13 protein-coding genes are annotated in these 11,786 nt (G+C 70.5%); 9 read left to right on the top strand and 4 right to left on the bottom strand.

Translation table 11 applies throughout. The features are described from left to right. Window positions 1–4: 4 nt before the first annotated feature. The gene (locus ABD259_RS02200; protein WP_344099547.1) at window positions 5–373 is read right to left on the bottom strand and encodes a BlaI/MecI/CopY family transcriptional regulator; all 369 of its coding nucleotides are present in this window, start codon (window positions 371–373) and stop codon (window positions 5–7) included. Window positions 374–624: 251 nt separating this feature from the next. On the opposite strand from ABD259_RS02200, the gene ABD259_RS02195 reads away from it, so the two are divergent. The 5 genes from ABD259_RS02195 to ABD259_RS02175 all read left to right on the top strand — a co-directional run bounded on the left by ABD259_RS02195 (window position 625) and on the right by ABD259_RS02175 (window position 5,434). Next, a complete protein-coding gene (locus ABD259_RS02195) occupies window positions 625–1,155 on the top strand; it encodes an O-acetyl-ADP-ribose deacetylase (protein WP_344159809.1) in 531 nt (176 codons plus the stop codon). 173 nt (window positions 1,156–1,328) lie between these two features. Then, the gene (locus ABD259_RS02190) at window positions 1,329–2,339 is read left to right on the top strand and encodes an alpha/beta hydrolase-fold protein (protein WP_344099551.1); all 1,011 of its coding nucleotides are present in this window, start codon (window positions 1,329–1,331) and stop codon (window positions 2,337–2,339) included. A 340-nt stretch (window positions 2,340–2,679) separates the two neighbouring features. Continuing rightward, window positions 2,680–3,987, top strand: a complete 1,308-nt coding sequence (mshA, locus tag ABD259_RS02185; protein WP_344159806.1) for a D-inositol-3-phosphate glycosyltransferase — start codon at window positions 2,680–2,682, stop codon at window positions 3,985–3,987. Window positions 3,988–4,032: 45 nt separating this feature from the next. Continuing rightward, on the top strand, window positions 4,033–4,542 hold the full coding sequence (locus ABD259_RS02180; protein WP_344099554.1) for a YbjN domain-containing protein: 510 nt from the start codon (window positions 4,033–4,035) through the stop codon (window positions 4,540–4,542). Window positions 4,543–4,687: 145 nt separating this feature from the next. After that, window positions 4,688–5,434, top strand: a complete 747-nt coding sequence (locus ABD259_RS02175; protein ID WP_344099556.1) for a phosphoglyceromutase — start codon at window positions 4,688–4,690, stop codon at window positions 5,432–5,434. Between the two features lie 253 nt (window positions 5,435–5,687). On the opposite strand, the gene ABD259_RS02170 is transcribed toward ABD259_RS02175, so the two are convergent. Further along, window positions 5,688–6,050, bottom strand: coding sequence for a DsrE family protein (locus tag ABD259_RS02170; protein WP_344099558.1), 363 nt, complete (start codon window positions 6,048–6,050; stop codon window positions 5,688–5,690). Between the two features lie 66 nt (window positions 6,051–6,116). After that, window positions 6,117–6,893, bottom strand: coding sequence for a GIDE domain-containing protein (locus tag ABD259_RS02165; protein WP_425573474.1), 777 nt, complete (start codon window positions 6,891–6,893; stop codon window positions 6,117–6,119). 450 nt (window positions 6,894–7,343) lie between these two features. Here ABD259_RS02165 and ABD259_RS02160 point away from each other — a divergent pair, with 450 nt between their 5' ends. From ABD259_RS02160 to ABD259_RS02145, 4 genes are all read left to right on the top strand, one after another. Next, window positions 7,344–7,889, top strand: coding sequence for a nitrobindin family protein (locus ABD259_RS02160; RefSeq protein ID WP_344099562.1), 546 nt, complete (start codon window positions 7,344–7,346; stop codon window positions 7,887–7,889). A gap of 344 nt (window positions 7,890–8,233) precedes the next feature. After that, window positions 8,234–8,692: a Fur family transcriptional regulator gene (locus ABD259_RS02155; protein ID WP_344099564.1), complete on the top strand. Its 459-nt coding sequence runs from the start codon at window positions 8,234–8,236 to the stop codon at window positions 8,690–8,692. 9 nt (window positions 8,693–8,701) lie between these two features. After that, window positions 8,702–9,730: a CAF17-like 4Fe-4S cluster assembly/insertion protein YgfZ gene (gene ygfZ / locus ABD259_RS02150; protein ID WP_344099566.1), complete on the top strand. Its 1,029-nt coding sequence runs from the start codon at window positions 8,702–8,704 to the stop codon at window positions 9,728–9,730. Window positions 9,731–10,082: 352 nt separating this feature from the next. After that, the gene (locus ABD259_RS02145; RefSeq protein ID WP_344099568.1) at window positions 10,083–10,862 is read left to right on the top strand and encodes a GIDE domain-containing protein; all 780 of its coding nucleotides are present in this window, start codon (window positions 10,083–10,085) and stop codon (window positions 10,860–10,862) included. A gap of 205 nt (window positions 10,863–11,067) precedes the next feature. On the opposite strand, the gene ABD259_RS02140 is transcribed toward ABD259_RS02145, so the two are convergent. Then, on the bottom strand, window positions 11,068–11,781 hold the full coding sequence (locus ABD259_RS02140) for a type 1 glutamine amidotransferase (protein WP_344159803.1): 714 nt from the start codon (window positions 11,779–11,781) through the stop codon (window positions 11,068–11,070). Window positions 11,782–11,786: the final 5 nt, after the last annotated feature.

The following is an 11,786-nucleotide window of genomic DNA, read 5'->3' as shown; positions in this document are numbered from 1 at the left end:
TCGGCTACGTCCTTGGCTCGTCGAGATCCGCTTCGGCGAGGGCACGGCGAAGCGCCTCGGCTTCCGTACCACTCATGGACCGTACGAAGGCCGCCAGGGCGGCATCGCGGTCACCGGTCTCGCCAAGCGCGTCGTACATGAGCTCGGACACGTAGCTCTCCCGGCTGGCGGCCGGGCGGTAGCACCACGCGCGTCCCTGCCGGTCCCGGGAGACGACCCCCTTCTTGGCGAGGCGGTCGAGTACCGTCATCACGGTGGTGTGGGCAAGGTCGCGATCGGCGAGGGCCCGACCCACTTCACGCACTGTCAACGGCTCGTCCTGTGCCCACAGTACATCCATCACCGCACGTTCTAGATCTCCGAGCCGATTCATACCTCAAGTCTACCGACGGTAGTACTACACCACGTCGCACCCCGGGGTTACATCGTCCTGTCCTGACCTCTGCCCACATGCCGCCGGTATTTTCTCGCCCAGCTCTTGCCCAGCGGCGGTCCCCGCGCACATCGGCGGCCTCGCGCGCCACTCCGGCACCTGGTTAACGCGGCGCGGACACGGACATGGACTACATACGGACACGGACGACGCCAGGAACTCAGCAATAGGCACGGCGAAGGAGGCCGACGGTGGATATCCACCTGGTTCAGGGCGACATCACCGAGCAGCGGGTGGACGCGATCGTTAACGCCGCGAACTCGTCCCTCCTCGGCGGCGGCGGTGTGGACGGCGCGATCCACCGGAAGGGCGGGCCGGACATCCTCGCCGAGTGCCGCCAGCTGCGGGCCTCGACCTACGGGAAAGGGCTGCCCACCGGACAGGCCGCGGCGACCACGGCGGGCCGGCTGCCCGCGCGGTGGGTCATCCACACGGTCGGCCCCGTGCACAGCGCGACCGAGGACCGCTCCGACCTGCTCTCCTCCTGCTTCCGGGAGTCGCTGCGGGTCGCCGACGAGCTCAAGGCGCGCAGCGTGGCCTTCCCCGCCGTCTCGACCGGCGTCTACCACTGGCCGATGGACGACGCCGCGCGTATCGCCGTCCGGACGGTCCGGGAGACCTCGACGTCCGTGCGCGAGGTGCGTTTCGTTCTCTTCGACGCCGACGCGTACGCGGCGTTCGAGCAGGCAATCGGCGCGTCGGATGCGACGGATCGGCGGTGACACACGGAGAAAACCCGCCATCCCGGCACATGCAAACCCGCCATCAACTACATTTGGTAATTCTATGCCTACCCTTCGATGTCGTGGCGTGCGCACACGGCGGCGATTCCGCGCCCTCACCCCCACCCGAGGCGGACCGGCATCGGCTCCGTCCCCACCCCTAGGATCTCGGTGTGTTCACGACTGTTTCCCGCAGGGCTCTGCTCCTGGTGGCGGCCTCGCTGGTCGTAGCGCTCGCAGCCGCGCTCGCCGCGTTCAAGGGCACCGAACAGCACGCCGGGGCGGCCGCCCAGGACGCCTCGCCTTCCCCCCGAGCGAACCCGAGCAGTACGCCCCGCCACCTCGCCGAGCCGCTGCGCTCACGCCCCGGTGAGGTGGCCGTCTGCGAGAAACCCGGCAGCGACGAGATCCTGCACGTCCCCGACCCGGGCGCCCCAGCCCCGGGTCGCCCCGTCTGGGTCCGCCGCCCGCCCGGCCCCGACAGCGCCGACCTGCCCGTCCTCTACCTTCTCCACGGCTCCACCAGCACCCACCGCACGATCATGGAGGCCGACGTCGGTCCGCTGCTGGACGAGGAGATGTGCCGCAGCGGCGTGGAGTTCGTCATCGCCGCGCCCTTCGGGCAGGAGATCGGCGGCGCCGACACCGAGTGGGGCGACGCGGTCGACGGAAGCTTCAAGATCGAGACCTTCGTGACCGAGAAGGCGATCGCGGCGGTCGAGGGCGACCACCGGCGCCCCCGCGCCATGCGCGCCATCGGCGGGTTCTCCATGGGCGGCTACGGAGCGGCGGCGCTCCCGCTGCGCCACCCCGACCTCTACTCCCAGGCCGTCAGCTGGGCCGGGTACTACAAGGTCGACGACCCCAGCGGCACCTTCGGCGACAATCCCGACGCCCACGCCCCCGACCAGCTCTTGGACGAGCCGGGCGTCCGCGACATCCGCTTCATGCTCGTCGAGGGCACCGACGACCGCACACCGCTGCAGGAGGGCAGCATCCACGGCGAGGCCCGGCGGTTCGCACAGCTGCTGCGCGAGCGCGACATGACCGTGCGGACCTCCTTCCCCGTGGGCCAGCACGACTTCGATACCTGGGAGAAGACCTTCCCGGATGCCGTGGACTTCCTCGTGGAGCAGTGGGCCGCCCCCGACCGCGGAGTCGCCCCGACGTCCAGCGCCGACTGACCCGTCACCGCGCCCGCGTCCGCTCGCGGCGGTGGCCGAGTCCAGGGTGGGCCGCGGGTGTGGGGTTCGTCTCTCCGCCTACCCCGGCCGACGGTCCGTCGCCGCCCGCATCCGGCATACCCGCGCCGGCGACCGTTTTCGCCCCGGCTCACCCCACCCTTTACCCCACCCCGGCCGCACTCCCCGCACCGCGCGGCGTTCATCATAGGTAGCGCTTCGCACACGCGGTGGCGGCCCGACCGGGGAACACGACGCGCCGTCTCCCGTGTTGTGGGTGTGCAGGAGAAGCGCGCGGCAGCCGAAAGAGGGGACGGAAACATTGGTCGCGGACGTTCGTGGTGTGCCCGAACCCGGGACGGAACCCGAGGAGCCCGAGTACCCGGGGCTTCCCCGCAGGGTCGCGACCATCAGCCTGCACACCTCCCCCCTCGAACAGCCGGGGACCGGCGACGCGGGCGGAATGAACGTCTACGTGGTCGAGGTCGCCAAGCGCCTCGCCGACCGCGGCATCGCCGTCGACGTCTTCACCCGCGCCACCCGCCCCGACCAGCCGCCCACGGTCGAGATGGTGCCCGGGGTCACCGTCCGGCACATCCCCGCCGGGCCCTTCGGCGCGCTGGACAAGCAGGCGCTCTCCCACTATCTGTGTCCGTTCATCTTCGGCGTGCTGCAAACCGAGGCCCGCAACGCACCGGGCCACTACGACCTGGTTCACGGGCACTACTGGCTGTCCGGCCGCGCCGGGCTCGCCGCCGCACACCGGTGGGGAGTGCCGATGGTGCAGTCGATGCACACACTCGCCCGCGTCAAGAACATGGCGCTGGCGCAGGGCGACACCGCCGAGCCGGACGCGCGGATACGCGGCGAGGACCAGCTGGTCCGACAGTCCGACCACCTCGTCGCCAACACCGCCGACGAGGCCGCCCAGCTCATGGTCCACTACGACGCCGACCCGAGCCGGGTCAGCACCGTGCCGCCCGGCGTCGACCTGGACATGTTCGCTCCCGGCTCCCGTACGGACGCGCTGCGCCGAATCGGACTTCCGCCCGACGCCGAGCTGCTGCTTTTCGTCGGCCGCGTCCAGCGCCTAAAGGCACCCGACGTGCTGCTGCGCGCGGCGGCGGCGCTCCTCAGGCGCGACCCCGCGCTGCGCGACCGACTCGTGGTGGCCGTCGTCGGCGGCCAGTCCGGCGCCGATGTCACCGAGCCGCAGCGGCTGGCCGAACTCGCCCAGTCGCTGGGGATCGCCGACGTGGTGCGGATGGAACCGCCGCGCTCACGCGCCGAGCTGGCCGACTATTACCGCGCGGCGACCGCCACCGTAGTCCCCTCCCACTCGGAGTCCTTCGGCCTGGTCGCCGTGGAGTCCGAGGCGTGCGGGACCCCCGTTGTCGCCGCGCGGGTGGGCGGGCTCCCCACCGCGGTGCGCGACGGGGTCTCCGGTGTGCTCATCGACGGGCACGACCCGGACGACTACGCGCGGGCGCTGCACCGCATGATCACCGAGCGGTCGTGGCGCGACGCCCTTGGCGCCGCGGGTGTGGGCCACGCGGCCACCCTGAGCTGGTCGGCGACGGTGGACGGGCTACTGGACGTCTACCGTGGAAGCCTGATCACCGAGCCGCTCCCCGTCGCGGCCTGCCAGTAGCCCGCCCACCAGCGCCCCGCCCCGACTCGCACACGAGGAACACCGATGCCGACGCAGCACCAGGCCGACGCCACCACCGCGATCGAGACCGCGGTCAAAGAGGCGGAGCTCGAATTCGAGCGTCCGCGCCCCGAAGCGTTCCTGATCACCCTGCCGGGCGTGCGCAAGCTCAAGACGCTGGTCTGGCTGAACGTCGGGGAGCACAGCCTCCTGGTCAAGACGTTCTTCTGCCGTCGGCCGGACGAGAACGAGGGCGGGTTCTACCGCTGGTTGCTGCAGTTGAACGAGGACATGTACGGCATGGCCTTCTCCGCCGATGACAACGGGGACGTCTACATCACCGGCCGGATGCCGCTGGCCGCCGTCACCCCGCACGAGGTGGACCGGCTGCTGGGCTGCGTGCTCACCTACTCCGACGAGAACTTCAACGCGGCGCTGGAGCGCGGGTTCGCGTCCTCCATCCGCAAGGAGTGGGCCTGGCGCGAGAGCAGCGGGTACAGCCTGCGCAACCTGGAGGCCTTCCGGCACCTGATCGAGAGCCCGGGCCCCGGGTAACCCCCCCACTTCCGCTGATCTCGGCGGTATCGACCGAATGCCACCATCACCATAATTCGGTCGATACCGCCGAGATCAACGGAGGAGAGGCTCCAAGCGGAAGGCGAGGTCGGGGCGGGGGCACCGACTCGCTAGGCTGGCCACCATGGGGACACTGGTTCTACTTCGACACGGCGAAAGTGTCTGGAACGCCGAAGGACTGTTCACCGGCTGGGTGGACGTCGACCTTTCCGCTACGGGCGAGGAGGAGGCGCGCAGGGGCGGCAAGCTGCTGCACGAGGCCGACCTTCGCCCCGACATCGTGCACACGTCAGTGCTCAAGCGCGCGATCCGCACGGCCAACCTCGCCCTGGAGGCCGCCGACCTGCACTGGCTCCCGGTGCGGCGCTCGTGGCGGCTCAACGAGCGCCACTACGGCGCGCTCCAGGGCAAGGACAAGGCCCAGACGCGCGAGGAGTACGGCGACGAGCAGTTCATGGTGTGGCGCCGCTCCTACGACACCCCTCCGCCGCCGATCGCCGACAACGACCCCTACTCCCAGGTGGGCGACCGGCGCTACGCCCAGCTCCCGAGCGAGCTGATGCCGCGCACGGAGTGCCTGGCCGACGTCGTCGACCGGATGCTCCCCTACTGGTACGACCAGATCGTGCCGGACCTGGCCGCCGGGCGCACCGTCCTGGTCGCGGCGCACGGCAACTCGCTGCGCGCGCTGGTCAAGCACCTGGACGGGATCGACGACGAGACCATCGCCGGGCTCAACATCCCGACCGGTATCCCCCTCGTCTACGAGCTCAACGACGACTTCACACCGCGCAAGACCGGCGGCGAGTACCTCGACCCCGAGGCCGCCAAGGCCGCGATCGAGGCCGTGAAGAACCAGGGCAAGAAGTAGCGAAGCCCCCGCTGTCCACGGCCCGCGCTCCCGTTGGGGACGCGGGCCTTTCGCTTTTCCGGTGACCCTCACCCGGCGGTGATCACGGCGCACGCCGGTGATTGCGCCCGATTCGCCCAGCAGTTCGCCCCGCGGATGTGGCCCACGGATGTGCCCCGACGATCCGCGTGATCATCGCGGGAAACCGCGGACGCCGACGAGACCGCCCAGCGGGCCGCGGGCCCGGGTCCCGCCTGTCGCCGGCCGTCGAGTACTAGTACACCAGTGCCTGCACGCCGTCGGCGGTGGCCTCCTCGACGAAGGTCGGGGCGCCCGCGATGCGCACGCCGTCGATCAGGTCGTCCTCGGTGAGGCCCCGGCGGGCGGCGCACTGGGTGCAGACGGTGACCTGTCCGGCGGCCAGGACGCCCTGGAGCAGGTCGCTGAGCGGCGCCGCGTGCGGCAGAGAGAAGGACTCGGCCCGGCCGGGGACGGCGAGCCAGCTGGCCTCACCGGTGAGCCACAGCGACACCTCGACACCACTGGCCACCGCCGCGGCGGCGACCGTGAACGCCTGATTGCACCGTTCCGGGGCATCCTCACCGGACGTGGCCTTGATCACCAATGAGCGACTCATGGGGCCAGCGTAGCCGTGGGAGACCGCCGGTGGAGCGTACCCCTCGCGACGGCCGTCCGTGGCGCCTCAGGCTCCGGCGAATACCAGCAGCACACCGGTGCAGGCGGTCACTACCGCACTGCCGCTGAGCAGCAGCGCGTCCGTGGCACGGTGCGCGGACGGGGCCTCCGGGCGGTCGCCGCCCTGCTCGATGCGGAGCCGGCCGTCGAGTGGCGCGGTAATCACCGGGCGCCCGTCGCGCATCTCCAGGCGCCCGTGGACGACGATCGGGTCGCCGGGGCGCAGCACCCACTCGCGGTACTCGAACTCGATGGTCTCGCCGCGGAAGAGACCGGAGATCTTCCCCTTGACCCGGGGCAAGAGGTCGTCGGCCTGGGCGGGAACACCGGGCTGCGGACGGCCGACGACGCGTTGCAGGCACATGTGGGCGCCGGACAGCGCGGCGTCCTCGGGATCGATCAGGACCGGGGACCCGCCGGTGGAGCCGCCGGGGCCGACGATGCCGAACAGGTCGGAGGAACCGTAGTCGGCGATGGAGTCCGAGGCGCGCTCCCGGTCGTGATCGGCGGTTTCGGGGCTGCGGGTGAGAGCCCAGTAGTGCCGCAGCACCTCGTGGCCGTGCCAGACGCACTCAGCGCTGGCCAGCCCCGACTCGATGACACCCTTAGGGCCGGGTACGGCGGTTCCGGAAACGCTGACCTGCCGCCCGGCACACGTGGCCAGCGCCCGGGGGCGCACCTCGGCGATGCCCCGGTGCAGAGACCATCTGCGCACCGCCCGGATGGCCAGGGGTGCCAGGATCGCAGCGCCGAGCAGCAGCACTACCCCGATCGCCAGCAACACGGGCCGCCTCTTTTCTGTGACTCGCCGTCCACACATCGTCGTGGCATTGGCATCTTCTTTACCAGGTTCCGCGGGAACGGATGTAGCGGCGGAACCCCGCCACGGCCCCTGATCGCGGCCGATTTCCCAGGTCGGGAGCGCTCAACGTTGATACCCGACGCGGACGACAGAACCGTAAATTACAGATTGATAACACGCGGTTCGAGGGAAGACGCGGCATGTCCTGGCACGTCGCACACGTCGCGTGACACCGAGTTCCCGGGGGCCGGCGTCACTGGCACGGTACGGTCCCGCCGAAGCGCCTCGGCGTCGGCCGGCGGGGGCACGCCACATGCTCACCAGCAACGGACAAAACAGCCACCGGTATTCGGACGAGCGTGCCGGGGCGGGCGAGACCAGCACGAGAAAAGTGCACAGGCCACTCCCGCACCGCGGCTACCCTCGGACATTATGCAGCCTGAGGTGCACCCCGATCTTGAGAAGCTGTCGTTCCTGATCGGTCGCTGGGAAGGTGTCGGCGTCGCCGGCTACACGGACATGGACGAGTTCCAGTTCGGCCAGGAGATCGAGTTCACGCACGACGGAGAGCCCTACCTGAACTACCGCAGCCGCGTCTGGCGGATCAACCAAGACGGCTCCCTCGGCGACTTCGTGACCTCCGAGTCCGGCTTCTGGCGGATTCGCCCGTCGGAGGCGGAGGAGGGGACGGAGCCCACCGGCGAAGCTCCGACCATCCACCTGGAGGTGCTGATCTCGCACCCCGAGGGCTTCACCGAGCTCTACCTGGGCAACATCTTCGCCCACCGCGTGGAGATGTCGACTGACGTGGTGCTGCGCACCGAAACGGGCAAGCACGTCACCGCCGGGCACCGGCTCTACGGGCTGTTCGGCGACAACCGCGAGACCCTGGGATACGCCTGGGACATGGCCGCGCACGGCCAAGAGCTGCGCTCCTACATGTCCGCCCAGCTCAAGCAGGCGGCCCCGCGGAGCTGACCGGGGGTCGGGGCCGTGTCGCCCCGGCGGCCGCGGATCATGCGGGCATGACAGATCCCCGGGCGCTTCCCTCCGCTGGGCGGCGGGGCCGGCAGGACAAGATCCGGCTGCCCGGGGATCCGGGTGTCCACTGTGGATTCGCCAGAGCGATCCGATGACTCGTGTCGCCCTAGCGGGCGGACACCTCGCAAGTCCTCAAAGCATTCACTGTTAGGACCACCTCCTTTCCTGCGTGGGTCTGACGTTATGTCCGCTGCCGCCCGTGCGGCAAATGTTTTTTCACGACCTTGACGCCCGACCCGGGCGTGGCGGGTATCACCCCGCGACCGCTTAGACTCGAAACCATGTCGCACCTCACTTGGCGTGAAGAGCTGCGCACTCGCGGCTACCGCGTGACGCCGCAGCGGCAGCTGGTCCTCGAAGCCGTCCGGGAGCTGGAGCACGCCACCCCCGACGCCATCTGCACCCGGGTGCAGAAGACCGCCAGCGGGCTCAACCTCTCGACCGTCTACCGGACCCTCGACCTGCTGGAAAAGGTCGGACTGATCACGCACACCCACCTCGGTGCGGGCGCGCCCTCCTACCACCTCGCGGAGGAGGCCGACCACCTGCACGTGGTGTGCCGGGGCTGCGGCGAGGTCACCGACACCGCGCTCGATCTGGCCGACCCGCTGGTCGAGCGGCTCCGCCACGACCTCGACTTCGAGGCCGACGCCCGCCACCTGACGGTGATGGGCCAGTGCCACCGCTGCCGCGCCGCGACGGGCGTACAGGACGCGGATCGGGGCACCGGGACCGCGTAGGCTCGAAGTATGACTTCGCCGCTGTTGACGCGCCCCGGGGCCGTCGCCGCCGAGCCCCCGGACGCCGACGTCGCCGCCCACTACGGGGAACCCGCCCACGAGGGCCGCGCGCTGGAGGACACCGCCGGATGGATCGACCGCGGCAACCGCGGCGTCGTCCGCGTGACCGGCCCCGACCGCCTGAGCTGGCTGCACAGCCTCACCAGCCAGTTCCTGGACGGCATCGCGCCGGGCACCGCCACCGAGGCCCTGGTGATGGACACCAAGGGCCACATCCGGTTCCACCTGTCGATCGTCGAGGACGGCACGGCCGTCTGGGCGCACACCGAGCCCGGCGCCGCCGCCGACCTCGCGGAGTTCCTGGACTCCATGCGGTTCATGCTCCGCGTGGAGGTCGACGACCTCGGTGACCGCTGCCGCGTCCTCACGCTGGCCGGCCCCGACCGGGAGAAGGCGCTGGAGGCCGTCGCCGACCAACTGCGGGACGTTCCCGTGCGCCGCGCCGAGGACGAGACCGACCTCTTCCTTCCGGCCGACGCCCTCGTGCCCGTCGCCGAGGCGCTCACCGCCGCCGGGGTCCGCCCGGTGGGGATGTGGGCCTATGAGGCCCGGCGCATCGCCGAGCACCGCCCCCGCCTCGGCCTGGACACCGACCACCGCAGCATCCCCCACGAGATGAACTGGATCGGCCGCGCCGTCCACCTGGAGAAGGGCTGCTACCCGGGCCAGGAGACGGTCGCGCGGGTACACAACCTGGGGCGCCCGCCGCGGCGCCTGGTGATGCTGCACCTGGACGGCACCGCCGAGCGCCTGCCCGAGCGGGGCGCGTCGCTCGAACTCAACGGCCGCGCCGTCGGTGCCGTCGGCTCCTCCGCCCGGCACCACGACCTCGGTCCGATCGCGCTCGGTCTGGTCAAGCGCAATGTTCCCGTCGACGCCGAGTTCGTCGTGGACGGCATCGCGGCCGGGCAGGAGGTCGTCGTCGACCCGGACACCGGCGCCAACGCCCAGATCAGCCTCAGGCGCCGCCCGGCCTGACAACCGGCCGGATGACGAGCGCGGAAACACGCGGCCACAATCGGACACGACGACGGGGCCGGTCACACGACCGGCCCTATCCTTATATGTGTGTGCTCTTTGCCACCACGGGGAACCGGGGCGATGTGTTCCGCGTCTGATGTGTGCACGGAACACCATCAGCCGTAGGCCTTCCGCGCACCCGAAGAGCACGTCGAACTGGACTACCCAGGGCCTCTATTAGCGAAACCTGAACACCCGAAATCATTGCCCCGTGGATTCGCCTCGGGATACAGATGGATTCGGCATCGGGCAATGCCCCTTGACCTGCCAGAATAATCATTGACTCGCATCGGTTCACGAGGACGACACCGTGGATGAAGTAGCGCCAACACTCCAGCTGATCGCGCTAGCTCTGGTCGGCTTCAGTGCCTTCCTGTGGCTGCGCGCCATGCGGGCGCACCGGCACCGTCGGCGGCTTGAGTTGACCCCCGACTACACGGCGGGTGGTCTGCAGGCATGCGAACGGCTGCCGTCACGGGCCGAGATCAACGCGACCGCCGCCGAGGGGCCGGGAGGCCTGCTGACCTCCCCCTACTCGCAGACACCGTGTGTCTGGTTCCGCGTGGAGGTCACCCACCACCACTACCGGGAAGAGCGGGGACCGGGAGACCGCCTTGAGGTCGAGCGACTGTTCGGGCTCCACTCCCATGAGCCGTTCCGGCTGACGGACGCGACCGGAAGCGTGCTCTGCGCGCCCGACTGGGCCGAGGTCGACGATGCCGAGGTCGCCGTCGACCAGTTCGTCGCGAGCGAGGAGCCGCCGGCCGACATCCTCTCTCCCGCACAGCTGGCCGCCGTGGGCAAGGACAAGTGCACCAGCACCACGGTCATCGGCCCCGCCGGCCTCACCCCCGGCTGCACCTACAAGGAGTGGGTCATCCGCCCCGGGCAGGAGCTGTTCGTCGGCGGTCTGGCGCGCCGCAACGAGGACGGCGACATGGTGATCGAGGGCACCGAAGAGGACCCGGTGATCATCTCCACCCACACCGAGCAGGAGATGATCAACGCCGACTGGCACAAGGAGCTGCTCGGGTTCGGCCTGCTGCCCATCGCACTGATCCTGCTGGCCGCCCTGCTGATCCTCCTGTAGCACGCCTGGACACGCGCGCCCCGCCGAGGATGCCGCAACGCTGAAGGGCGGTGACCCCCATGACAGGGGGCACCGCCCTTCAGCGCTTCTCTGTCTCTGCCCCCGCTCCGTCTCTGCCCAGCACTGTGCCTGCCCCGGGCCCGTCCGCCTCCGCCGACCCCCCGGCGGAGGCGGGGACGTGCGCGACGCCGCAGCGGCGGGGTCCTTACAGGACGGCCGCGAGCCGCTCCTCGTGCAGGCGCTCGCCCCACGACGGCTCCAGCGGCGGGATCTCCCCGACGCGCCAGCGCAGCAGCAGATCGGCGAGCTCCGGGTTGCGCGGCAGCGCGGGACCGTGCAGGTAAGTGCCAAGAATCTGGCCCTGGACGGCGCCCTCGGTCTGGCCGTCGTCGTTACCGACGCCCCTGGCCACACGGGACAGCGGCATAGCCGACGACCCGATCGCGGTCCGGCCCTGGTGGTTCTCGAAACCGGTGATACGCCCGACACCCAAGGACGGATCGACGTCGGCCACGATCTCGCCGACCCCGCGTACCTGGCCGCGCCCGCTGCGGATGTCCAGGATGCCCACGCCCGGCAGCGGGTTATCGTCGTCGTCACCGTAGCTCTCGCCGATGATCTGGTAGCCGGCGCAGACCGCGAAGACGCAGGCGCCGCGCTCCGCCGCCCGCTTCAACCCGCCGTCGGAGCGCAGCCGGTCCGCCGCGAGGATCTGCGGCCGGTCCTCACCACCGCCCAGCAGGTAGATGTCGCCCTCGGCCGGGACCGGGTCACTGGAGTGGACGTGCACCTCCTCCACCGGGATGCCGCGCAGCTCCGCGCGGCGGCGCAGCACGAGCACGTTGCCCTTGTCGCCGTAGGTGCTGAGCAGGTCGGGATAGATCCAGACGAGGCGCAGGGCGCTGCTGGAGTCGCTCATGGGGT

Source organism: Nocardiopsis rhodophaea, from assembly GCF_039530945.1.
Classification (GTDB): Bacteria; Actinomycetota; Actinomycetes; order Streptosporangiales; family Streptosporangiaceae; genus Nocardiopsis_C; species Nocardiopsis_C rhodophaea.
This window is presented reverse-complemented; position numbering and strand designations above follow the sequence as displayed.